The organism is Actinophytocola sp. (assembly GCF_009379765.1).
Lineage (GTDB): Bacteria > Actinomycetota > Actinomycetes > Mycobacteriales > Pseudonocardiaceae > Actinophytocola.
Genome location: NZ_WHTD01000136.1, coordinates 1 through 22,131, shown reverse-complemented (window position 1 = coordinate 22,131; position 22,131 = coordinate 1). Strand labels below are relative to the sequence as shown.

22 protein-coding genes and 1 pseudogene are annotated in these 22,131 nt (G+C 71.0%); 6 read left to right on the top strand and 17 right to left on the bottom strand.

All coding sequences use genetic code 11. The features are described from left to right. Window positions 1–111: 111 nt before the first annotated feature. From GEV28_RS31635 to GEV28_RS31625, 3 genes are all read right to left on the bottom strand, one after another. Window positions 112–582: a helix-turn-helix domain-containing protein gene (locus GEV28_RS31635; RefSeq protein ID WP_291416157.1), complete on the bottom strand. Its 471-nt coding sequence runs from the start codon at window positions 580–582 to the stop codon at window positions 112–114. Further along, the gene (locus tag GEV28_RS31630) at window positions 579–1,166 is read right to left on the bottom strand and encodes an IS607 family transposase (protein WP_291416155.1); all 588 of its coding nucleotides are present in this window, start codon (window positions 1,164–1,166) and stop codon (window positions 579–581) included. Before GEV28_RS31630 ends, GEV28_RS31635 begins: the two co-directional genes overlap by 4 nt. A 112-nt stretch (window positions 1,167–1,278) precedes the next feature. Continuing rightward, window positions 1,279–2,100, bottom strand: a complete 822-nt coding sequence (locus GEV28_RS31625; protein ID WP_291416152.1) for a hypothetical protein — start codon at window positions 2,098–2,100, stop codon at window positions 1,279–1,281. 68 nt (window positions 2,101–2,168) lie between these two features. Between GEV28_RS31625 and GEV28_RS31620 the strand changes: the two genes are divergently transcribed. Beyond that, window positions 2,169–2,807: a hypothetical protein gene (locus GEV28_RS31620; protein WP_291416150.1), complete on the top strand. Its 639-nt coding sequence runs from the start codon at window positions 2,169–2,171 to the stop codon at window positions 2,805–2,807. Here GEV28_RS31620 and prmC read toward each other — a convergent pair. The 3 genes from prmC to rpmE all read right to left on the bottom strand — a co-directional run bounded on the left by prmC (window position 2,804) and on the right by rpmE (window position 5,253). After that, complete coding sequence (prmC, locus tag GEV28_RS31615) at window positions 2,804–3,667, bottom strand: peptide chain release factor N(5)-glutamine methyltransferase (protein ID WP_291416147.1); 864 nt, start codon at window positions 3,665–3,667, stop codon at window positions 2,804–2,806. The genes GEV28_RS31620 and prmC overlap by 4 nt on opposite strands. Before the next feature lie 82 nt (window positions 3,668–3,749). Then, window positions 3,750–4,862, bottom strand: coding sequence for a peptide chain release factor 1 (gene prfA / locus GEV28_RS31610; protein ID WP_291416145.1), 1,113 nt, complete (start codon window positions 4,860–4,862; stop codon window positions 3,750–3,752). A gap of 172 nt (window positions 4,863–5,034) precedes the next feature. Then, window positions 5,035–5,253, bottom strand: a complete 219-nt coding sequence (gene rpmE / locus GEV28_RS31605; RefSeq protein WP_291416142.1) for a 50S ribosomal protein L31 — start codon at window positions 5,251–5,253, stop codon at window positions 5,035–5,037. A 246-nt stretch (window positions 5,254–5,499) separates the two neighbouring features. Between rpmE and GEV28_RS31600 the strand changes: the two genes are divergently transcribed. Further along, window positions 5,500–5,910, top strand: coding sequence for a hypothetical protein (locus GEV28_RS31600; RefSeq protein WP_291416140.1), 411 nt, complete (start codon window positions 5,500–5,502; stop codon window positions 5,908–5,910). A gap of 9 nt (window positions 5,911–5,919) precedes the next feature. Here the strand turns inward: GEV28_RS31600 and rho are convergent, their stop codons facing one another. The 6 genes from rho to argS form a co-directional block, all read right to left on the bottom strand. Beyond that, window positions 5,920–7,965: a transcription termination factor Rho gene (gene rho / locus GEV28_RS31595; RefSeq protein ID WP_291416138.1), complete on the bottom strand. Its 2,046-nt coding sequence runs from the start codon at window positions 7,963–7,965 to the stop codon at window positions 5,920–5,922. A 389-nt stretch (window positions 7,966–8,354) separates the two neighbouring features. Further along, window positions 8,355–9,248, bottom strand: a complete 894-nt coding sequence (gene thrB, locus GEV28_RS31590) for a homoserine kinase (RefSeq protein ID WP_291416136.1) — start codon at window positions 9,246–9,248, stop codon at window positions 8,355–8,357. Then, the gene (gene thrC, locus GEV28_RS31585; protein ID WP_291416134.1) at window positions 9,245–10,321 is read right to left on the bottom strand and encodes a threonine synthase; all 1,077 of its coding nucleotides are present in this window, start codon (window positions 10,319–10,321) and stop codon (window positions 9,245–9,247) included. The genes thrB and thrC overlap by 4 nt, the downstream gene beginning before the upstream one ends. Beyond that, window positions 10,318–11,616, bottom strand: a complete 1,299-nt coding sequence (locus GEV28_RS31580) for a homoserine dehydrogenase (RefSeq protein ID WP_291416132.1) — start codon at window positions 11,614–11,616, stop codon at window positions 10,318–10,320. The genes thrC and GEV28_RS31580 overlap by 4 nt, the downstream gene beginning before the upstream one ends. Beyond that, the gene (gene lysA / locus GEV28_RS31575) at window positions 11,613–13,049 is read right to left on the bottom strand and encodes a diaminopimelate decarboxylase (protein ID WP_291416130.1); all 1,437 of its coding nucleotides are present in this window, start codon (window positions 13,047–13,049) and stop codon (window positions 11,613–11,615) included. Before lysA ends, GEV28_RS31580 begins: the two co-directional genes overlap by 4 nt. A 99-nt stretch (window positions 13,050–13,148) precedes the next feature. After that, on the bottom strand, window positions 13,149–14,813 hold the full coding sequence (argS, locus tag GEV28_RS31570) for an arginine--tRNA ligase (protein WP_291416128.1): 1,665 nt from the start codon (window positions 14,811–14,813) through the stop codon (window positions 13,149–13,151). A 258-nt stretch (window positions 14,814–15,071) separates the two neighbouring features. Between argS and GEV28_RS31565 the strand changes: the two are divergent. The 4 genes and pseudogenes from GEV28_RS31565 to GEV28_RS31550 all read left to right on the top strand — a co-directional run. Further along, window positions 15,072–15,629 (top strand): annotated as a pseudogene (locus GEV28_RS31565) (DUF3105 domain-containing protein); the annotation flags it as partial. 78 nt (window positions 15,630–15,707) lie between these two features. Beyond that, entirely contained in the window at window positions 15,708–16,598 is an 891-nt protein-coding gene (locus tag GEV28_RS31560; protein WP_291416159.1) for a DUF3105 domain-containing protein, read from the top strand. Then, window positions 16,595–17,398 carry a DUF305 domain-containing protein gene (locus GEV28_RS31555; protein ID WP_291416126.1) on the top strand — a complete coding sequence of 268 codons (804 nt, stop codon included), beginning with the start codon at window positions 16,595–16,597 and terminating at the stop codon, window positions 17,396–17,398. Before GEV28_RS31560 ends, GEV28_RS31555 begins: the two co-directional genes overlap by 4 nt. Window positions 17,399–17,562: 164 nt before the next feature. Beyond that, window positions 17,563–18,783, top strand: a complete 1,221-nt coding sequence (locus tag GEV28_RS31550) for a cytochrome P450 (protein WP_291416124.1) — start codon at window positions 17,563–17,565, stop codon at window positions 18,781–18,783. A gap of 85 nt (window positions 18,784–18,868) precedes the next feature. Here the strand turns inward: GEV28_RS31550 and GEV28_RS31545 are convergent, their stop codons facing one another. From GEV28_RS31545 to GEV28_RS31525, 5 genes are all read right to left on the bottom strand, one after another. Further along, window positions 18,869–20,113, bottom strand: coding sequence for a cytochrome P450 (locus GEV28_RS31545; protein ID WP_291416121.1), 1,245 nt, complete (start codon window positions 20,111–20,113; stop codon window positions 18,869–18,871). Next, window positions 20,110–20,718: an ATP/GTP-binding protein gene (locus tag GEV28_RS31540; RefSeq protein WP_291416119.1), complete on the bottom strand. Its 609-nt coding sequence runs from the start codon at window positions 20,716–20,718 to the stop codon at window positions 20,110–20,112. Before GEV28_RS31540 ends, GEV28_RS31545 begins: the two co-directional genes overlap by 4 nt. Then, complete coding sequence (locus tag GEV28_RS31535) at window positions 20,699–21,058, bottom strand: DUF742 domain-containing protein (RefSeq protein ID WP_291416117.1); 360 nt, start codon at window positions 21,056–21,058, stop codon at window positions 20,699–20,701. Before GEV28_RS31535 ends, GEV28_RS31540 begins: the two co-directional genes overlap by 20 nt. Then, window positions 21,055–21,474, bottom strand: coding sequence for a roadblock/LC7 domain-containing protein (locus GEV28_RS31530; protein WP_291416115.1), 420 nt, complete (start codon window positions 21,472–21,474; stop codon window positions 21,055–21,057). Before GEV28_RS31530 ends, GEV28_RS31535 begins: the two co-directional genes overlap by 4 nt. Beyond that, window positions 21,471–22,131, bottom strand: a 661-nt coding sequence (locus tag GEV28_RS31525) for an ATP-binding protein (protein ID WP_291416113.1), incomplete at its 5' end; no start/stop codon positions are given. The genes GEV28_RS31530 and GEV28_RS31525, both read right to left, overlap by 4 nt.

Sequence of the window (22,131 nt, the reverse complement as noted above, 5' to 3'; positions counted from 1 at the left end):
GACCGTCACCGCTCAACTCGACACCGGCGACTACCCCACCGGCATCGAGATCAGCAACAAAGAAATGAAAGAACTCCCGATCACCCGCGACCCCTGGCACGGCGACTGGAACTACACCCTGCACCCGACGCACGACACACCAACGCGGATCACCCCGGTGGTGAACCGCACGCTGGGTGTGATGCGACGGCGGGCCTTGAAGCGCGGGAACCCCACCGTGCGGCCGGCCCGCTTGCCGGACTTGGAGTCTGCCCAGTTCGTCAACGAACGGGCTACACCGTCCAGGCCAGTGTTGAACGCCTCTTTGCTGCACTCACTCCACCACGGGGCGACCTCGGATTTGGCGGCGTTCCAGGCGCGACGCAACGCGGGCAGGTTCCATCCCAGCGAAGCAGTGAGGTCCTCACCATCCACGCCGTAGGAGCGTTCAGCCCTCCGTTGGCCGATGTTCGCCTTCACCTGCGCGAGCGCCCAGTTGAACGCGAACCGGGCCGCCCCCGCGTGCCGTTCCAGATCACGGGCCTGCGCGGCGCTCGGGTCCAACGCGAACCGGTAGGCCTGCAGCACCGTGGCGGTACTCATCCAAGCCCACTGTCAGTGCCACTGTCAGTGGCGACCGCGACCGCTTTCGCCGCTCGACGCGATGCCGAACGGCGTCCGTACCGGCGGGCACACAACGAGGTGAGAACCTCGGTGACATCGCGAACTAGGTCATCACTGGTCTCGGTCGCATCCAGCACGACAATCCGCCGCCCACACGCCGACATCGACGCGGCCAGATGCTCGAACCCGAACCTGGTGATCCGGTCACGGTGCTCCACGACGATGACCGTAACGGCCGGGTCTGACAAGAGTTTGGTGAGCTTGCGGCGATGGCCGTTCATACCCGACCCGACCTCGGACACCACCTGGCCCACCGACAGGCCAAGCCCCGTCGCCCCAGTCACAACTCGCCCGACCTGCCGCTCAAGGTCATTCTTCTGCTCGGCGCTGGAAACCCGGCAGTACGCCGTCACCTTGCCCACCACGACCGGCTTCGGGTCGGCGTCCACCAGGATTAGACGCCCCGCACGCCGAGCGGGCACCGGCAGAATGCCTTCCCGAAACCAGCGGTACGCCGTCTTCGGATGCACCCCCCGCTCCAACACCCACTCCCTCAAGTTCACCCCTACACCTATCGCTCCCTCACCGGGCAACAGTCGCTAGCCCTACGTGTGTTGGATGGTTCGCTTCGTTCCTCCGCGCACGGTGTTGGATGGTTCGCTCCGCCACTCCCGCTCATACGCCTTTCCGGGTGATCTCCGAGGCCATCTCGTCGGCGCGGCGGCGCCACGTCTGCCGCCGGAACCGCCACACGATCGCGAACAGCAGGCCCGCGCCGACGACCACGCCCGCGATCACCACCAGCGCGCTGCCCATCAGCCCACCCGCGACCACCGTGATCAGACCGAAGGCCACGGTGAGCACCGCCAGGCTGACCGCGATCCCCTCCGGCGCCCAGGTCCACCGCCTGCCCATGGCGACCTCGTTGAGCAGGTGCTCCGCGCCCCGGTCCAGCTCGTCGTCGCCGGTCTTCAGGGTCAGGATCCGCTCGGCGGCCTGCTCGCAGATGAGCAGCTGCTGCTCGCTCGTGATCACCAGGGTGTCGTCCGCGGTGCGCGACCGGCTCTGTTCGGCCACCGAGTACCAGGCGCTCGCGAGGTAGTACCGCAGCGTCGGGTCGTGCGGGCGGTCGGCGACCAGGTGCTCGAGGTCGGCGATCGCCCCGGCGGCGCGGCCCTCGCCGATCAGCACCTGGGTGATGCCGAGCCGGGCCAGGAGCGCGGCGGCGCCTCCGGCGGCCAGCGCGCGCTGGTAGCGCTCGTCCGCCTCGTCCCACCGGCCGCGGGCCAGGTGGACGTCGCCGATCCCCACCTGATCGAGTGGATGATCCCGTAACCGTGTGGCGTGCCCGAACTCGGTGAGCGCATCGTCCAAGCGGCCGTCGAGCAGCGCGGACCTGGCCAAATCGGCGTGCTGGGCGCCCTCCGGGTCGTTACCCGGGAGGTCGTCGGGCACCAGCCGCCATTTGACGATCACGTCCTGCCACGCTCGAAGCATTGGATCACCCCGCGCGGCACGTTACTCTCGGTAGACCTGTGTCGGGGGTGGTGTACGAGGTGAATGTCGTGGCGACCGTGCGATCGCTCAGCTCCAGGTGGCTGGCGATCTGCTGCGCCGTTGTGTATCTGGTGGTCAGCGCTGTGCTGGGGGCCGCTTTACTGATCAGACCCGAGGTACCGGCGGCGGCCGGGCCGGCGGCATCGATCCCGACCTACGTCTCCGAGGACTCACGCGGTGACACGACGACGGGCGCCACCACGTCCCCGCCGCCACACGGTTTCCAGCGGGTCTCCGGGCCCGCGCGGGTACAGACGGTGATCCCGGTCGGCTGGACCATCGCCCGAGCGGGTGGTCCCGGCGCGATGCGGGCCACCGACCCGAGCGACAGCGGCCGCTTCGTGAGCTACGGCGGCGCGACGGCCACGTCGCGGGACATCGCGGGCGTGCACCTCGCGTACGAGACCAAGTTCGCCGAGCGCACCGCCGAGTACGAGCGCATCGGCCTCAACCACGCGACCTACGCGGGCCACCAGGCGATCGAGTGGGAGTACGAGCACAACGACGGCAGCGGCACCCAGCACGTGCGGTCGCTGTTCTGGCTGGTCGACGGCGTCGAGTACTTCATCTTCGCGTCCGGCCCGCAGGCCAGGTGGCCGGGGATGCTGCCCATCTACGACGAGATGGTCGCGAACTCCCGGCCCTAGGAATGGCGCGCCGTGACGAACCGCGGGCGGCCGGCCAGGTCCTGGTGGTCCTCGACGTCGGTCAGCACGCGGCGGGTCGACAGCAGCGCCGGGACCGACTCGGCCTGGGAGTCGTCGTGCTCCATCGCGAACGCGCCACCCACGTGCAGCATCCGCGCCGCGCAGGCGACGACGTGCTTGATGACCTGCAGGCCGTCGGAGCCGGCGAACACCGCGTGGAACGGGTCGTGCTCCCCCACCTCCGGCGGGACCGCGGTGGCGACCGGCACGTAGGGCGGGTTGCAGACCAGCAGGTCGACGCGGCCGTCGAGGTCGGTGAGCAGCGTCGGGTCGGCGACGTCGCCCTTGTGCAGCACGATCGGCCGGTCGCCCGCCTCGACCCGGATGTCGGAGTTGCGGCGGGCCCACGCCAGGGCGTTGACGTCCAGCTCGACGCCGTGCACGGCGGCGTCCGGCCGCTCGTGCGCGAACGCCAGCGCGAGCGCGGCCGAGCCGGTGCAGAGGTCCACGATCAGCGGGTTCTCGACGTCCTTGACGGCCCCGAGCCCCCACTCGAGGAGCAGCTCGGTCTCCGGCCGCGGCACGAACACGCCGGCACCGACCTCGACGGTGACCGCGCCCAGCGACGCCCAGCCGAGCAGGTGCTGCAGCGGGATCCGCTTGGCCCGCCGGTTGACGAGCTGTCCGATCGCGTCGATGACCTGCGGGTCGACCAGCGGCACGAGCGGCAGCTTGCCGCGCTCGACGCCGAGGACGTGCGCGGCGATCAGCTCGGCGTCGACCCGGGGCGACGCCACCCCAGCGGCGGCGAGGATGCGCTCGGCCTCGATGATGGCCAGGCGCAACGGCTGTCGGGTCACTGGTCCGCCTCCCCGGGATTAAAAGTGTTGGTTGCGTTCCGGCGGATGGTGCGGACCTCTGGTGGTTGGTGGCTGGGAGACGTCACGGTCCCCTGAGCTTGCGTTGGTCAGTAGGAGGCTGGGCTGGGCCGCCTACCCAGGCTAGGCGCTCGTCGCGGTCGGCCGTGGCCAGCGCGTCCAGCACGCCGTCCAGCTCGCCGTCCAGCACCTGGTCCAGGTTGTACGCCTTGTAGTTGACCCGGTGGTCGGAGATGCGGTTCTCCGGGTAGTTGTAGGTCCGCACGCGCTCGGAGCGGTCCACGGTCCGGACCTGGCTGCGCCGGTTGTCCGCGGCCGCCTTCGCCGCCTCCTCCTCGGCCGCCGCCGTGAGCCGGGCGCGCAGGACCTGCATCGCGCGGGTCTTGTTCTGCAGCTGCGACCGCTCGTTCTGGCAGGACACCACGATCCCCGTCGGCAGGTGGGTGATCCGCACCGCCGAGTCGGTGGTGTTGACGCTCTGCCCGCCCTTGCCGGAGGACCGGAACACGTCGATTCGCAGGTCCTTCTCGTCGATGTCGACCGCCACGTCCTCGACGTCCGGGTACACGAGCACCCCGGCCGCGGACGTGTGGATCCGGCCCTGCGACTCGGTGACCGGGACACGCTGCACCCGGTGCACGCCGCCCTCGAACTTCAGCCGGGACCAGACGCCGTCGGCAGCGGCGGCCTTGCTCTTGATCGCGACCGTGATGTCCTTGTACCCGCCAAGCTCGGTCTCCGTGCCGTCGAGCACCTCGGTCCGCCAGCCGTGCCGCTCCGCGTACCGCAGGTACATCCGCAGCAGGTCGCCGGCGAACAGCGCCGACTCGTCGCCACCCTCCCCGGACTTGATCTCGAGCAGCAGGTCCGAGCCGTCGTGCGGGTCGCGCGGCAGCAGCAGCTCAGTGAGCTTGGCCTCCAGCGCGGGGACCTTCTCCGACAGGGACGCGGCTTCGGCGGCGAACGTGTCGTCCTCCGCCGCGAGCTCGCGGGCAGCGGCCAGGTCGTCGCGGGCCGACTCCAGCTCGCGCAGCGTCTTCACCGTCGGGGTCAGCTCGGCGTAGCGCCGGCCGAGCTTGCGGGCCCTGTCCTGGTCGCCGTGCACCGCCGGATCGGCGAGCGAGTGCTCCAGCTCGGTGTACTCGTTCAGCAGCTCCTTGAGCGACGTCGAGTCCACAGGGATCTCCTAACTCTTCGGCGCTGGTCCACAACGAACGTAACCACGCCGGGGTCGGAGGAGCTCGCACCGTGGGGCTTGGGGGCTCGGCCCCCAAAAATTACGCGAGAGCGATGTGGTCCGCGCTCTCCGCGGACGCACGTCACCCTCGATCGAGGCGCCGAGGACGTAGCTACTTGGTCTTCTGCCGCTTGCCGTAGCGGGCCTCGAAGCGAGCGACCCGGCCGCCGGTGTCGAGGATCTTCTGCTTGCCCGTGTAGAACGGGTGGCAGTTCGAGCAGATCTCGACGTGGATGCTGCCCGACTTCTTGGTGCTGCGCGTGGTGAACGTGTTCCCACAGCCGCAGACGACCTCGGTCACGACGTACTCGGGGTGGATACCGGTCTTCACAGATCTTGCCCTTTCTCAATGGCCGCCGGGTCCCCGTTGGTTCGGGGTGAACCGGAGCCGGACTCGACCTAACAGTCTGCCAGATGGCTGGACGCTCGGTTCAACACGCCCCGCTGAGGGGGTATTCCGGCGGGCCCTTTCCGAACACCGACCGCTCATCGCGTGCCGCGGGCCTCCCGCCGCAACCACCCGGACGCTCGTCGAAGTCAGCCATTCGTGTTCACGCACCGGGGACACACTTCTCGGGTGCGCTCCGGCATTCTGGACCTGTCCGGCCGGCCGCTGCCACTGGGCGTCTGGCTGGCCATCCCCGTACTGTTCGCGTCCGCCGTGCTCGGCCTGGTCGCGGTACTCGGCGTGCTCGTCGACGCCGACTGGCAGGCAACGCTCTCGAGCGCCCTGTGCGGCGCGGCCGCCGCGGTGGCCGCGCTCATCGACGTGCGCCCGGAGTCCTGGTCACCCGGCCGGCGCCGGTACCTGCGGATCGGCTACCCCACCGCCATCTTCGGCGCCGGGCTGGTGGTCGGCGGACTCACGATCCCGACCTGGGTCGCGACGGCGATCGGCCTGCCGGCACTGGTCACCTTGGTGATCCTGTGCCGGCAGGCCGACGCCGAGGAGAGCGAGCTCAGTCGTCGGTCTAATCGTCAGTCCTAGTCGTCAGTCCTAGTCATCGTTGACCGACGGTGTGTTCTTCGCCACCTGCATGAGGAACTCGATGTTGGTCCGGGTCTTGCGCAGCTGGGTGAGCAGCAGGTCGATGGCCTGCTGGTTGTCCAGCGCGTGCAGGACCCTGCGCAGCTTCACGGTGACCGCGAGCTCGTCCGGCGGGAGCAGCAGCTCCTCCTTGCGGGTGCCGGACGCGTCGACGTTGACCGCGGGGAACGTGCGCTTGTCGGCGATCTTGCGATCGAGGACGAGCTCGGCGTTTCCGGTGCCCTTGAACTCCTCGAAGATCACCGTGTCACCCGCGGACCCGGTCTCCACCAGCGCGGTGGCGAAGATGGTCAGCGAGCCGCCGTCCTCGATGTTGCGTGCCGCGCCGAGGAACCGCTTCGGCGGGAACAGCGCGGTCGAGTCGACACCACCGGACAAGATCCGGCCGGACGCGGGCGCGGCCAGGTTGTAGGCACGGCCGAGCCGGGTGATCGAGTCGAGCAGCACGACCACGTCGTGACCCATCTCGACGAGCCGCTTGGCCCGCTCGATGGACAGCTCCGCGACGGTGGTGTGGTCGCCCGGCGGGCGGTCGAAGGTGGAGGCGATGACCTCGCCCTTCACCGACCGCTGCATGTCGGTGACCTCTTCCGGCCGCTCGTCCACGAGCACGACCATCAGGTAGCACTCGGGGTTGTTGGTGGTGATCGCGTTGGAGATCGCCTGCAGCACCGAGGTCTTGCCGGCCTTCGGCGGCGACACGATGAGCGCGCGCTGCCCCTTGCCGACCGGCATCACCAGGTCGATGACGCGGGTGGTGAGCAGGTGCGACTCGGTCTCGAGGGGCAGCCGCTCGTTCGGGTACAGCGGTGTCAGCTTGGTGAACTCGGGGCGGTTCTTGGCCTGCTCCGGGTCCAGCCCGTTGATGGTCTCGACGCGCACCAGCGGGTTGAACTTCTGCCGCTGCTGCTCGCCTTCGCGCGGCTGGCGCACCATGCCGGTGATCGCGTCACCGCGCCGCAGGCCGTACTTGCGCACGAGCGAGAGCGAGACGTAGACGTCGTTGGGACCGGACAGGTAGCCCGAGGTCCGCACGAACGCGTAGTTCTCGAGCACGTCGAGCACGCCCGCGACGGGCAGCAGGACGTCGTCCTCGCGCACCTCGGTGTCCGGGCTCTCGCTCCGGCCGCCCCCGCTGCCACCGCGCCTGCGGCGGTCCCGGAAGCGCCGGCCGCGACGCCGGCCACCGTCCTCGTCGTCATCGTCGTCCGGGCCGTTGTCCCGGTCCCGGTTCTGGTCCCGGTTCTGGTTGCGCCCCTGGTTGCGGTCGTTGCGGTCGCGGCCGCCCCGGCCCTCACCCCGGTCACCGCGGTCGTTGCCGCGATCGTTGCCGCGGTCGGCGTTGCGGTCCCGGCCACGGTCACGGTCGCCGCCCCGGTCACCACGGTCGCCGCCGGCCCGGTCGCCACGGTCACCACCACGGTCACCGGCCCGGTCGTCACGCTTGTCCGCCGGCTTGTCGGCGGACTTCTCCGCCGGCTTGTCGTCGGTGCGCTGCTCGGGCTCCGGGCTCCCGGCCGCACGGCCTGCCCGGCGCCGTCGGTTGCCGTCGCGGCGGCCGCCGTCCTCGCCGTCGACCTGGTCGGCTTCCTTGCGCGGTGCGTCGGTTTTCGTCGCGGTGTCCGCCTTCGCGGGCTGTTCCGGCTGGTCACCGGCACCGCGACGGTCGGACTCGATGCCGAGCGGGAGTGTGTCCGAGCTGGCCGGTGCCGCCTTGGCAGCACTCGAGCCACCGCCGGCGCCCTGCCGCTCCTTGATCGCGGCGATCAGGTCGCCCTTGCGCATACCGGCGGTGCCGGTGATGCCCAGCTGGCCGGCGAGCTCGCGGAGCTCGGCGAGCACCATGCCCGTCAGACCGGCGCGCCGCTTGGTCGTACCCCCGTTTGTGCTGGTGCGCGGCGTGGTCTCGGTGCCGGCCGCGTCGGCGACAGACCCGGACGCGGAATCCACCGTGCCATTGGCTGTTTCGCTACCCAGCAGATCAGTGTTGCTCACTCATGTCCTTCCTGACCAGGTCCCCGCCTCCGTTTGGGTGGACCCGTGTACCAGCGGACCGCCGTCCGATGAACTCGGCACGGCGAATGCCCCGGTTGATGGACCGCCGTCACGACCGTGGCCACCTGGCAGTTTCGCCATTGCGGACGACGAGTCGTCAACACGGAGCTGTATCCGTCACCACGCGGCTTTCGGTATCCGCCAGCGTCGACTCCGGCCTCGACGAGGCCGAGTCGGCATCTCAACGGATGATGCGACCCGGAAAGAATTCCCCGGGAACGACACCGGGCGCCCGTACGCGCGGTGACTGAACGCCCCTGAGGGTAGACGGACCTGCGTACCGGTGCAACAACCGGGTCCACCGGCGTGGCTGAAAAGCACAACACCGCCTACCTGGAATTTGTTCCGATCCGTTCGGTTCGTACCCCGTCCCGGTCCACCGGCAGCTCGCGCACGGTGAAGCCCGCGGTGTCGACCCCGGTCGGTAGCCGACCGTCGGTCGTCGCGGCGAACACGGCCGGGCCGGCGCCGGAAACCGTTGCGGCGACACCGTTCGCGCGAAGCTCACGGACCACTCGCATGGTGTTCGGCCACGCGTTGGCGCGGTAGTCCTGGTGCAGCCGGTCCTCGGTGGCGGTGAGCAACAGGTCGGGCCACGTGGTGAGCGCGTGCACCGCGAGCGCGCACCGGCCGGCGGCGAACGCGGCGTCCACATGGGGCACGGCGGAAGGGAGGAGGCCGCGAGTGAGCGAGGTGGCCGAGTGCTCGGCCGGGACCAGCACGACCGGCCGCAGCGCGGGGTGCGGCTCGAACCGCACCGCCTGGTAGGTCGGTCCAGGGGTGGACCAGGCGAGTGCCAGGCCGCCGTGGAGGCTCGCGGCGGCGTTGTCGGCGTGGCCCTCGAACGCGGCGGCGAGCTGCAGCGCGGCATCGTCCAGCTCGCGGTCGGCAAGGGCGTAACCGGCGGCGATGCCGGCGACGACGGCCGCCGCGGACGAGCCGAGACCCCGCGCGTGCGGGATGGTGTTGACGCAGGCCAGCTCCACGCCGGGCAGCTCGAGGTCGAGCGTGCCGGCCGTCGCCATGAGCGCCCGGACGACGAGGTGGTTCTCGTCGACCACGAGATCCGCGCCCTCGCCGCTGACCGTGCCTTTGACACCGCTCTCGGTGACGGTGACCTCGACGACGTCGTACAACCCGAGCGCGAGCCCGAGCGCGTCGAACCCGGAGCCGAGGTTGGCCGTCGAGGCCGGGACGGTGACCCGAACGCCGGCAGTGTTCACGCCAGCTCCAGCGCGGAGGCCACCGCTCCCGGCGACACCGGGACCGGCTCGACCGGGGGCATCCCCGCGAGTGCGGTGTCGGGGTCCTTGAGGCCGTGGCCGGTGACCGTGCAGACGACGAGCGAGCCGGCCGGGATCCGGCCGTCCGCGGCGGTGGCCAGCAGGCCCGCCACGCTGATCGCCGACGCTGGCTCGGCGAAGACGCCCTCCCGGCTCGCGAGCAGGTGGTACGCGTGCATGATGCGCTCGTCCGGGATCGCGTCGATGAGCCCGCCGGACGCGTCCCGCGCGGCGATCGCGCCGACCCAGGACGCGGGGTTGCCCACCCGGATCGCGGTGGCGATCGTGTCCGGGTCGCGCACCGGCTCGCCGAGGACCAGCGGCGCGGCGCCCGCGGCCTGGAAGCCGAACATCTTCGGCCTGCCCGGCACCACGCCCTCGTCGGCGTACCCGCCGTAGCCCTTCCAGTACGCGGTGATGTTGCCCGCGTTGCCGACCGGGAGGCAGTGGATGTCCGGTGCGCGGCCGAGCGTGTCGCAGATCTCCCACGCCGCGGACTGCTGACCGACGAGCCGCACCGGGTTGACCGAGTTGACCAGCTCGACCGGGTACTCGACGGCTGTCTTGCGGGCGAGCTCGAGGCAGTCGTCGAAGTTGCCGTCGATCTGCAGGATGCGCGCCCCGTGCGCGACCGCCTGGGCCAGCTTGCCCATCGCGATCTTGCCGCTCGGCACCAGAACCGCGCAGGTCAGCCCGGCGCGGGCGGCGTAGGCGGCGGCCGAGGCGGACGTGTTGCCGGTGGACGCGCAGATGACCGCGGTGGCGCCGAGGGCGAGCGCGTGGCTGATCGCCACGGTCATCCCGCGGTCCTTGAACGAGCCGGTCGGGTTGGCGCCCTCGACCTTGAGGAACACCCGGCAGCCGGACAGCTCCGAGAGGTGTGTCGCCTCGAGCAGCGGGGTGCCGCCCTCCTGCAGGGTGATCACCCGCGCGCCGTCGGGGAGCGTGATCCGGTCCGAGTAGGCGTGGATCACCCCGGGCCACCCGGGCCGCACGCCGGCCGCTGCTGTCATGGTTCCTCGCCTTCGACCCGCATCACGCTGACGACCTCGTGCACCACCGGCAGCCCCGCGATCTTGTCCACTGTGGAGCGAAGGGCCGCGTCGGGCGCCGAGTGCGTCACGACCACCAGGCTCGCGTCCGCGCTGCGGCCCTGCTGGCGGACCGCCGCGATGCTCACGTCGTGCTCGGCGAACACCGACGCCACCGCGGAGAGCACGCCCGCGCGGTCGGCCACGTCCAGGCTGACGTGGTAGCGGGTGTCCACCTGGGACACCGGGCGGACCGGCAGCGCGGCATAGGACGACTCCCCCGGCCCGCGCCCGCCGACGACCTTGTTGCGTGCCACGGCGACCAGGTCGCCCAGCACCGCGCTCGCGGTGGGCGCGCCGCCCGCGCCCTGGCCGTAGAACATCAGCGAGCCGGCCGCGTCGGCCTCGACGAACACCGCGTTGAACGCGCCGCCGACGCCGGCGAGCGGGTGGCTGCGCGGGATCATCGCCGGGTGCACGCGGACCGCGACCGCCTCGGCGCCGTCCGCCGTCCTGCTGCCGTCGACGCGCTCGCAGATGGCCAGCAGCTTGATGGTCCGGCCGAGCGCCTTGGCCGCGGCGATGTCCGCCGGGGTGACCGCGCTGATGCCCTCGCGGTACACGTCGGCGGCGGTGACCCTGGTGTGGAAGGCGATCGAGGCGAGGATGGCCGCCTTGGACGCGGCGTCGTAGCCGTCCACGTCGGCCGTCGGGTCGGCCTCCGCGTAGCCGAGCCGGGACGCCTCGTCGAGGGTCTCCGCGTAGCCGGCGCCGGAGGAGTCCATGGCGGACAGGATGTAGTTGGTGGTGCCGTTGACGATGCCCATCACGCGGGTGATCCGGTCCCCGGCGAGCGACTCGCGCAGCGGGCGCAGCAGCGGGATCGCCCCGGCGACCGCGGCCTCGAAGTACAGGTCCGCGCCGGAGGAGTCCGCGGCGGCGAACAGCTCCGCGGCGTACTCGGCGAGCAGCGCCTTGTTGGCCGTCACCACGGACTTGCCGGCCCGGAGCGCGTCGGTGAGCAGGGTGCGCGCGGGCTCGATGCCACCGATGACCTCGACCACGATGTCCACATCGGACGCGACGAGCGCGGCGGCATCGGTGGTGACGAGGTGTGCGGGGATGTCCGGGTGCCGGTTGGGTCGGCGTACCGCGATGCCCGCGAGCTCGATCTCGCCGCCGATGCGTGCGGTGAGGTCGCCGGCCTGCTCGGTGAGCAGCCGAACCACCTGGGCGCCAACGGTTCCGCACCCGAGCATGGCGACGCGGATCGTCATGGGACCTCCAGGCGCAGCAGGTCGTCGACGGTCTCGCGGCGCAGCAGCAGCGTGGCCTCGCCGTCGCGCACGGCGACCACGGCGGGCCTCGGCAGGCGGTTGTAGCTGCTGGCCATCGCGTAGCAGTATGCGCCGGTGGCGGCCACCGCGATGAGGTCGCCGGGGCCGAGGTTCTCCGGCAGCCAGCAGTCGCGGACGACCACGTCGCCGGACTCGCAGTGCTTGCCGACCACCCGGGACAGCATCGGGTCCGTCCCGCGGCCGCCCTCGTCAGACAGGCGCGACACCAGCCGGCAGTCGTACTCGGCGTCGTAGAGCGCGGTGCGGATGTTGTCGCTCATCCCACCGTCCACACTGACGTAACGGCGCGCGGTGCCGTGGCCGAGCTCGACGTCCTTGATGGTGCCGACCTCGTAGAGCGTGACGGTGCCGGGGCCGACGATGGCCCGGCCCGGCTCGACGGCGATCCTGGGCACCGGAAGCTCGGCCTGCTCGCACTCCTTGGCCACGATGGTGCGCAGCTGCTCGGCGAGCCAGCCGGGCGGCGGCGGGTCGTCGTCGGCGGTGTAGGCGATGCCCAGCCCACCCCCGAGGTCCACGGTGGACACCGTGGCGAGCGCGTCGGCGCCGTGCTCGTCCCGGAGCTCCGCGAGCAGGCCGATGACCCGGTGCGCGGACACCTCGAACGCGTTGGCGTCGAAGATCTGCGAGCCGATGTGGCTGTGCAGCCCGACGAGCCTCAGTCCAGGGGAACCCAGCACCCGGCGGACCGCCTCGGCGGCGGCCCCGCCGGCCAGCGAGAAGCCGAACTTCTGGTCCTCGTGCGCGGTCGCGATGTACTCGTGGGTGTGCGCCTCGACGCCGACGGTCACCCGGACGAGGACCGGCTGCACTATGCCGTGGTCGCGGGCGATCCTGTCCAGCCGGGCGATCTCGTAGTACGAGTCGAGCACCACCGCGCCGACGCCGGCGGCCACCCCCGTGGCGAGCTCGTCGGCGGACTTGTTGTTGCCGTGCAACGTGATCCGTTCGGCCGGGAAGTCGGCGCGCAGCGCGATGGCGAGCTCGCCTCCGCTGCACACGTCGAGCGAGAGTCCCTCCTCGGCCACCCACCTCGCCACCTGGACGGACAGGAACGCCTTGGACGCGTAGTGCACGAGCGCCGGGTCGCCGAACGCGCGAGCGTGCTCGGCGCACCTGGCGCGGAAGTCGGCCTCGTCCATGACGAACAGCGGGGTGCCGAACTCGGTCGCCAGGTCCCGGACGTCCACGCCGGCCAGCCGGACGACACCGTCATCGCCCCGGCCGGCGTTGCGCGGCCAGACGGCCGGCAACAGCTCGTCCAGCTCGTCCCCTGTGGACGGTCGCGGGATGCCGATGTGGCCCGGCGGCAGGACTTCCGCGTGTCTTGGCCCTGCCGGGTGTGCGCGCATCAGTGCCCTCCACCGTGAGTCGCCATGCCCTGAACGACGCGTTCGAGGCGCTGAGCGTCCTGAACGCGTCGTTCAGGGCATGGGGTCCGGGGCACCGGGCTACATCCGTTCCGGGGCCGTGACGCCGAGCAGGCGCAGGCCGTTGGCCAGGAGCTGGCGGACCGCGGCGCAGAGGGCGAGCCGGGCGGTGGTCAGCGGGGTGACCGGTTCGTCGCCCTGCGGGAGGACGCGGCAGCTGTCGTAGAACTTGTGGTACGCGCTGGCCAGCTCCTCGAGGTAGCGGGCCACCCGGTGCGGCTCGCGGAGCTCGGCAGCGGTGGTGACCACCTTGGGGAAGTCGCCGATCGTGCGGATGAGCTCACCCTCCCGCTGGTGGGTGAGCAGCGAGAGGTCGGCCTCGGTGTCCACGGTGGGCACCTTGATGCCGAGCTCGGCGGCGTTGCGCTCCAGCGAGGACAGCCGGGCGTGCGCGTACTGCACGTAGAACACCGGGTTGTCGCTGGTCCGCCTGCTCCACAGGTCGAGGTCGATGTCCAGCGAGGCGTCCACGGAGGACCGGATGAGCGCGTAGCGGGCCGCGTCGACGCCGACCGCGTCGACCAGGTCCTCCATGGTCACCACGGTGCCCGCGCGCTTGCTCATCCGCACCGGCTTGCCGTCGCTGACCAGGTTGACCAGCTGCCCGATGAGGACCTCGACCGCGGCCGGGTCGTCGTCGAGCGCGGCGGCCGCGGACTTGAGCCGGGCGATGTAGCCGTGGTGGTCGGCGCCGAGCATGTAGATGCACAGGTCGAACCCGCGGCGGCGCTTGTCCCGGAAGTAGGCGATGTCGCCCGCGATGTAGGCGGGGTCGCCGTCGGACTTGATGACCACCCGGTCCTTGTCGTCGCCGAACTCGGTGGAGCGCAGCCACCACGCGCCGTCGGCCGGGTAGAGGTGGCCGTGGGTCTTGAGCTCCTCGACGACCTCGCCGACCGCGCCGGAGGCGTGCAGCGAGTCCTCGTGGAAGTAGACGTCGAAGTCGGTGCCGAAGTCATGCAGGCTCCGCTTGATCTCGGCGAACATCAGGCCGACGCCGATCCGGCGGAACGTCTCGGCGCACTCGGCGTCGGGCAGCGACAGCGCGTTGGGCTCGGTGCGCAGCACCTCGGCGGCGACGTCGGACAGGTACGCGCCCGCGTAGCCGTCCTCGGGCGGCGGCTCGCCCTTGGCGGAGGCGATGAGTGAGCGGACGAACCGGTCGATCTGCGCGCCCGCGTCGTTGAAGTAGTACTCGCGCACGACGTCGGCGCCCTGCGCGCCGAGCAGCCGGCCGAGCGCGTCGCCGACCGCGGCCCAGCGGGTGCCGCCGAGGTGCAGCGGCCCGGTCGGGTTGGCCGAGACGAACTCCAGATTGATCTTCTTGCCGGCGAGCGCGGCGCCGCGGCCGTAACCGTCGCCGGCCGCCAGCACCTGGCGGACGATCTCGCCCTGCGCGTCGGCGGCGAGCCGGAGGTTGATGAAGCCGGGACCGGCGACGTCGGCGGTGGCCACGCCGTCCCGGCCGGTGAGCGCGTCGGCGAGCCAGCCGGCGAGGTCGCGCGGGGCGACACCGAGCTTCTTCGCCACCTGCAGCGCCAGGTTGGTCGCGTAGTCGCCGTGCTCGGGGTTTCTCGGGCGCTCGATGGTCACCGCGGGCGGCAGGGCGGCATGATCGAGGTCTCGGCTGGTCAGCACGTCCACGGCAACGGCGCGGACGAGGTCGGCAAGCGCGGCGGGAGTCACCCGGAGAAGTCTAGGTAGCCCGTTCGAACTCGGCGGAGTGGCCTCGGCCATAGGCTTGCCCGGGGAGTCCGGATCGGGAGGAAGATCACCATCGACACGACGCACACGCGCCGCGGGCTCGCCGCGGCCCTCGCCTGCCTCACCCTGCTCGCGGGGTGCACGAGCGAGACCACCGGGGTCGCGACCGGGGAGGGCACCGCCGACACCGAGTCCGCCGAGTCGCCGCCCTCCTCCGGTGGCTCGTCCGGTGGCGGCGACTTCACGCCGTCGGAGGACAACGAGGACCCGTCGAAGGGCATCGACGGCATCGAGGTCGTCGAGTACCCGGCCGGCAAGCACGCCGACCCCGGCCAGCGGGTGGCCTACGACAAGTCCCCGCCGTTCGGCGGCGCGCACGACCAGGTCTGGGCCGAGTGCAACGGCGCCGTCTACGACCAGCCGGTGCGCAACGAGCAGATGGTCCACGCGCTCGAGCACGGAACGGTGTGGGTCGCCTACGACCCGGAGGCGGTCGAGGGTGACGACCTGGACGCGCTCGCCCGGCGGGTGGACGGCGAGCCGTTCCTCATGCTCTCGCCCTACCCCGGCCTGGACCGGCCGATCTCGCTGCAGTCCTGGGGCCACCAGCTCAAGCTCGACGACGCGGGCGACGAGCGGATCGACCAGTTCATCCACGCACTTCGGGCCAACGACTACACCACGCCGGAGCCGGGCGCCCGGTGCGACGCCGAGGGCACCGGCTTCGACCCGAGCAACCCGCCGCCGTTCGAGCCGGGCCCGCCCGGCCCCGGCGCGATGCCTGTAGACGGTGCCTGACGAGGACCCCACACCGGGTCCTTACACTTTGACCGCTGCAGTAGGTCTTCCCTGTACGAGACGAGGTCCGTGACCGGCATGGCGAGCGGGACGAAGAGCAAGGGCGCGAGTAAGCCCAAGGGCAAGGGTGGCCCCACGAAGAACGGGCGTTCGCGCAGCTCGATCGCTCGCGCCGGCAAGCCGAAGCCGTGGGGAATGATCATGGGGGTCATCGTGATCGTCCTGCTGGCCGGCGGCGTGTTCACCTACGCCTTCACGCAGGTCAACGAGAAGGAGAAGTGGGTCGCGTCGGAGGACAACCAGGATCCGTCGGACAACATCGACGGCATCAAGAAGGTGACCTACGACGGCGCCCAGCACGTCACCGCCGAGCAGCGGGTGGCCTACGACCAGAGCCCGCCGTTCGGCGGCCCGCACGACCAGTCCTGGGCCAACTGCGCCGGCACCGTCTACGACAAGGCGGTCCGCAGCGAGAACATGGTCCACTCGCTCGAGCACGGCGCGGTGTGGATCGCGTACAACCCGGACAAGATCAAGGGCGGGGCGCTGGACACGCTCAAGTCCAAGGTCGAGGGCCAGCCGTACATGATGCTGTCGCCCTACCCCGGGCTCGACAAGCCGATCTCGCTGCAGTCCTGGGGCCACCAGCTCAAGGTGGACAAGGCCGACGACGAGCGGATCACCCATTTCATCGACTCGCTGCGCGAGAACCAGTACCAGAACCCGGAGCCGGGCGGTCGCTGCGACTCGGACGGCACCGGCTTCGACCCGACCAACCCGCCGCCGTTCGTGGCCGAGAAGCCGGGCGCGGACGCGGTGACGATGGACGGCAAGGGCGCGATCGAGGCCCCGGACGAGAGCGGCCAGCAGCCGCCGGCGACCGGAACCGTTCCGCCCGCGTCCGGCACCGCGCCGCCGGCCGGTTCGACGGCGCCCGCGGCCACCGGTAGCGCCCCGCCAAGCCAGTGAGCTCCTCGGACACCGAGCCGGCCGAGTCGCCGAGGTCGGCGGACATCGAGGCCGCCGACCAGGAGTTCGACGACCTCGATGACGCCGATCTCAAGGACGCCGAGGACTACGACGACGAGCCGGAGCCGCGCTCGTCGGCGAGCCGGATGCTGGTGCTGGTCGCCGCCATGCTGGTGATGCTGCTGGTCGGCGCGGCGGGCGGGGTGGTCGTGACGCTGTCCCGGAACGGTGCCGACACCCCACCCGACACCTCGTCGGTGGACGTCGGGTTCGCCCAGGACATGCGCGTGCACCACCTCCAGGCGGTCACGATGGCCGGCATCGAACGCGACCGCACGACCGACCCGGTGCTGCGCGGCATCGCCTTCGACATCGAGTCCACCCAGCTGGCCCAGTCCAGCGAGATGGCCGGCTGGCTCACCGTGTGGGAGCAGCCCGACCTGCCGCCCGCAGGCGGAGGCCACATGGCCTGGATGTCCGAAGGCGGCACGCACAGCCACAGCAACGGCGAAGGCGGCAGGACGACGGGCACCGTCCAGCGCATGCCCGGCATGGCCACCACCCAAGAGCTCAACCAGCTGCGCAAGCTCTCCGGCCGGGACCTGGACGTGCTGTTCCTCCAGCTGATGCTGCGCCACCACCAGGGCGGCCTGGAAATGGCCGAGTACGGCGCCCAGCACGCCAGCGAGGGCCACGTCCGCAACCTCGCGGCCAAGATCGTGACGAGCCAGCAGAACGAGTCCGACCTGATGGCCAAGTACCTCCAGCAACGCGGCGGCAAGCCCCTTCCCCACCCCTGACGGGAACCCGGTGGGAGCTCGGATCTCCCCTTAATCCGCGCGCGACTCTGTGTCACGGGGCATTAGGCCAACAGCCTGAATCGCCGCTCGGGCGGATTGACGGCGGCCGATGATCGCTAGCCTGGATGGGCAATCCCCACCCAACGCTGCCCCGAGGGAGCACCATGACCGCGGCCCGCGAAGCGCCGGACATTCTGTCCCCTGAGTTCGCGATGGACCCCTACCAGGTATATCGCGTCATGCTGGACGCGCCGCCCCTGGTGTGGCACGAGCCGATGCAGAGCTACATCATCTCGCGCTACGAGGACGTGTCCCGGGCGTTCAAGGAGCCCGTCTTCACCACCGACAACTACGACTGGCAGCTCGAACCGGTGCACGGCAAGACGATCCTGCAGATGAGCGGGCGTGAGCATTCCGTGCGCCGCGCGCTGGTGGCCCCCGCGTTCCGGGGAAGCGAGCTGGAGCAACGTTTCCTGCCGGTGATCGAGCGCAACGCCCGGGCGCTCATCGACGGCTTCCGGGACAAGGGGACCGTCGACCTCGTGGCAGAGTTCGCGACGCACTTCCCGATCAACGTCATCGTCGACATGCTCGGGCTGGACCCGGCCGACCACGCGCGGTTCCAGCGCTGGTACACCTCGATCATCGCGTTCCTGGGCAACCTCAGCCAGGACGCCGACATCGCCGCCGCGGGCCTGCGCACCCGCGAGGAGCTCGCCGAGTACATGATCCCGATCATCCAGGAGCGGCGGGAGAACCTCGGCGACGACCTGCTCTCCACCCTGTGCGCCGCCGAGGTCGACGGCACCCGGATGAGCGACGAGGACATCAAGGCCTTCGTGAGCCTGCTGCTCGCCGCGGGCGGTGAGACCACCGACAAGGCGGTCGCCAGCCTGTTCAAGAACCTGCTCGAGCATCCCGAGCAGCTCGCCGCGGTGCGTGCGGACCGAAGCCTGGTCCCGCAGGCGTTCGCCGAGACACTGCGGTATACGCCGCCGGTGCACATGATCATGCGCCAGCCGGCCGAGGACGTGACCGTCAGCGGCGGGGTGATCCCCGCGGGCAGCACGGTCACCTGCCTCATCGGTGCGGCCAACCGCGACGCGCGGCGGTTCGCCGACCCCGACTCGTTCGACATCTTCCGCGCGGACCTGCCGACGAACACCGCGTTCTCGGCGGCGGCCAACCACTTGTCCTTCGCGCTCGGCCGCCACTTCTGCGTCGGTGCGCTGCTGGCCAAGACCGAGATCGAGGTCGCGACCAACCAGCTGCTGGACGCGATGCCCGACCTCGAGCTGGCCGACGGCGCGAGCCCGGTCGAGCGGGGAGTGTTTACCCGCGGGCCGGCGTCGCTGCCGATCCGGTTCACGCCGGTCGGGTCGTAGCGACCGGCCGACCCGCGATGCCCTGAACGACGCGCTCGGGACGCTCGACGTCCCGAGCGCGTCGTTCAGGGCATTCGGCGGCGGGTCAGCGGACGTAGGTCGGGGTGAAGGTGACCGGCAGCCCGGTCAAGCCCCGCATCCAGATCGACGGGCGCCAGGTCAGCGCTTCCGCCGGCACGGTGAGCGTGAGGTCGGGCAGCCGGTCGAGGAGCACCTCGATGCTCGTCCTGGCGATCACCTCGGCGAGCTCCGGCGCCGGGTACGGGCAGCCGTGCTCGCCGTGCCCGAAGGACATCTGCGCCCGGTTGCCGCTCGCCGCCTCGTTCCCGGGCCGCACGTGCGGGTCCGAGTTCGCCGCCGCCAGGCCGAGCACGAGCAGGTCGCCCGCGCGGACGCGCTGGCCGCCGAGCCGGGTGTCGCGGGTGGCGAAGCGGCCGATGAAGTTCTGCGTCGGCGTGTCCTGCCACAGCACCTCGTTGAGCGCCTGCCCGACGCTGGCCCGGCCACCGGACAGGGTCGTGGCGAACCGCGCGTCGGTCAGCAGCAGCCGGATGGTGTTGCCGATCCAGTAGGTGGTCGGCTGGTGTGCCGCGGCCATCACCACGAGCAGGTCGAGCACGATCTCCTCGTCGGTGAGGTTCGCGTCGTGCTCGAGCAGCCGGGACGGTACGTCCGCACCAGGATGCTCGCGCTTGTCCGCGACCAGCTGGGCCATCGCCTGCTGCACCCGGCCGTAGGCGTCCATGGACTCCTGCCCGGAGGAGTCGATCGAGAGGCCGAGGTCGCGGACCATGCCCGGCATGTCGGCCGCGGCCATGCCACACATGGACACCGCCGCCCGCAGCGGGATCCGCTCGGCGTACTGCGCCATCAGGTCCGCCTCGCCGGAACCGGCGAACTCGTCGATCAGCTCGTCGGCGATCCGCTCGCACTGCGAGCTCAGCTCGAACTGGTCGACCGCGTCGAGCGCGTCGCTGATCGCGCCGGCCCGGCGCCGGTGCTCGGGCCCTTCGGTGAACATCACCGACGGGTTGTAGATGACGTAGGCCGCCAGCGGCCAGTCGTCCGGGACGCTGGTCCAGGCGTTCCACCGCCTCGTGTCCCTGGCGAACAGCTGCGAGTCGGTGGTGACCTGGTGGACCTCCCGGTACCCGCACACGAACCAGGCGGGCACCTCGCCTTCGAGCAGGACCGGAGCGACCGGGCCGTGCTGGCGCCGGATCTCCGCGTACAGCGCGGCCGGGTCGGCCTCGAACTGCGGGCCGTACAGCCGAACCGGGCCGGTATCGGGGTCGGCCCCGAGATCTGCAGAGTGCTGGACGTCGGTCATGACGTGGCCTCCCGGGCGGTGGTCATGGCGTAGAGATGGTTCACGAGGGTGATCAGCACCTGCTTGGCCGAGTTGCGGTCCCGCGCGTCGCAGTCGATCAGCGGCACGTCGTCGGACAGCGACAGCGCCTCGCGGACGGCGGCCAGGTCGGCCGTCGACTCCGGGAAGTTGTTGCGTGCCACGATGAACGGGGTGCCGTGGTGTTCGAGGCGGTCGATGGCGTACCAGGAGTCCTCCAGCCGGCGGGTGTCCACCAGGACGACCGCGCCGAGCGTGCCGGAGAACAGCCGGTCCCACAGGAACCAGAACCGTTCCTGGCCGGGCGCGCCGAACAGGTACAGCACCATCTCGTCGTCGAGGCTGATCCGGCCGAAGTCGAAGGCGACCGTGGTCGTGGTCTTTCCGGCCGCGCCGCTGTTCTGGTCGACGCCGGCGCCGGCCTGGGTCATGACCTCCTCGGTCGACAGCGGGCGGATCTCGCTCACCGAGCGGACCATGGTCGTCTTGCCGACGCCGAACCCGCCGACGACGACGATCTTCAGGCCCTCGGTCGCCGTGCTGCGCAGCGGTACGTGGGTGGGGCGGTCAGAGATTTTTGAGTCCAACGAGCACCTTCTTCAGGAACGCGGCGTCGGGCAGCTGAGTGCTGGCGCGGGTCGAGGACGGGTGGCGGGCGGAGATCTGGTTGGCCGCGAGCATGTCCGACAGAAGGATCTTCACCACGCTCACCGGGAGCCGCAGCTCCGAGGAGATCTCGACGACCGCGACGGGCGACCGGCAGATCTGCAGGATCCGGACGTGCTCGGACTGCATGCCGGGGGCCGGGTCGGACATGCTCACGATCAACGTGACCAGGTCCAGGCCGTGGTTCTCCGCCCGGCTGCGCCCACGGGTGAGGGTGTAGAGCCGGTCCGGATCCTCGCTGTCGAGCTCCCGACGAATCATGCGGGCTGGCTGTTGCGCAACGGTTTCCTGGGCGGTGCGGTGAGGAACTCGCCGATCTGCTCGACCAGCTCGTTCATGTTGTGCCCGATGAGGCCGACATCGGCGTCCTCGGTGGCGAGCACCGCGAGATGGGCGCCCTCGCCCGCCTCGACGATGAACAGGATGCCGCCGTGGAACTCCGTCATCGACTGGCGCACGCCGCCGGAGCCGTCACCGAACTCGACCGACGCCCCTTGGGACAGTGCCTGGACCCCCGCGGAGATCGCGGAGAGCTGGTCGGCCTTGTCCATGGTCAGTCCGCGAGTGTGGCAGAGCTTGAGCCCGTCCCGGGACAGCACCAGCGCGTGCGCGGCTCCGCGGGTGTTGGTCAGCAGGTTTTCCAGCAACCACTCGAGGTTCGCGTTCGTCGTGGTCATCGGGATTCATCCTCCAGAGGGGCGGACGGACCGTTGTCGCCGGTCTGGCCGGCACGGCTTCCTTGGTGGAAGGCGCTGAACCGCGCACCGAGGTCGGTGCTGGGGCGGGCGGGCCGCGGTTCGTCCGGCTCGGCGGCCCGGGTCGCGGCGGCCAGCGTGTGCCCGCGAGGGCGCTTCGGCAGCACCGGGCGCTGCTCGTCCTCGATCACCGCGGTGGCCGTGCCGGACACCGTGCCGGCGGCCGCCTCGGCACTCGCGGCGGCGCCCGGCTCGCGCACCACCGGCTGCGGAGCGGTCCCCGCGGAGTCCCAGCGCGGCTGGACGATCAGCTGGTTGGGGATTCGGATCACCACACCCGTGCCGCCCCGCGAGGACGGCCGGAAGAAGACGTGCAGCTGGTGTTTGCGGGCCAGGGCGCCGACGACCGCGAGGCCGAGCCGGGTGCCGGACAGCTTTGCGATGTCCAGCGGCGCGCTCGCCGACACGGCGGCCTCCGCGCGTTCCAAGGCTTGCGGCTTCATCCCGAGGCCGCCGTCCTCGATGGTCACCACGACGCCGGTGTGCAGCTCCTCGACGTAGACGTGCACCTCCTCCGACGGCGCGGAGAACCGGGTCGCGTTGTCCATCAGCTCGGCGAGGGCGTGCATCACGTCCTCG

Bases quoted from the DNA above. Each gene is read 5' to 3' on its own strand.
- GEV28_RS31560 (WP_291416159.1), top strand. From the start codon at position 15,708: ATGGCGAGCGGGACGAAGAGCAAGGGCGCGAGTAAGCCCAAGGGCAAG.
- GEV28_RS31550 (WP_291416124.1), top strand. From the start codon at position 17,563: ATGACCGCGGCCCGCGAAGCGCCGGACATTCTGTCCCCTGAGTTCGCG.
- thrC (WP_291416134.1), bottom strand. From the start codon at position 10,321: ATGACAGCAGCGGCCGGCGTGCGGCCCGGGTGGCCCGGGGTGATCCAC.
- GEV28_RS31535 (WP_291416117.1), bottom strand. From the start codon at position 21,058: ATGATTCGTCGGGAGCTCGACAGCGAGGATCCGGACCGGCTCTACACC.
- GEV28_RS31635 (WP_291416157.1), bottom strand. From the start codon at position 582: ATGAGTACCGCCACGGTGCTGCAGGCCTACCGGTTCGCGTTGGACCCG.
- GEV28_RS31625 (WP_291416152.1), bottom strand. From the start codon at position 2,100: ATGCTTCGAGCGTGGCAGGACGTGATCGTCAAATGGCGGCTGGTGCCC.
- lysA (WP_291416130.1), bottom strand. From the start codon at position 13,049: ATGCGCGCACACCCGGCAGGGCCAAGACACGCGGAAGTCCTGCCGCCG.
- GEV28_RS31580 (WP_291416132.1), bottom strand. From the start codon at position 11,616: ATGACGATCCGCGTCGCCATGCTCGGGTGCGGAACCGTTGGCGCCCAG.
- GEV28_RS31545 (WP_291416121.1), bottom strand. From the start codon at position 20,113: ATGACCGACGTCCAGCACTCTGCAGATCTCGGGGCCGACCCCGATACC.
- GEV28_RS31530 (WP_291416115.1), bottom strand. From the start codon at position 21,474: ATGACCACGACGAACGCGAACCTCGAGTGGTTGCTGGAAAACCTGCTG.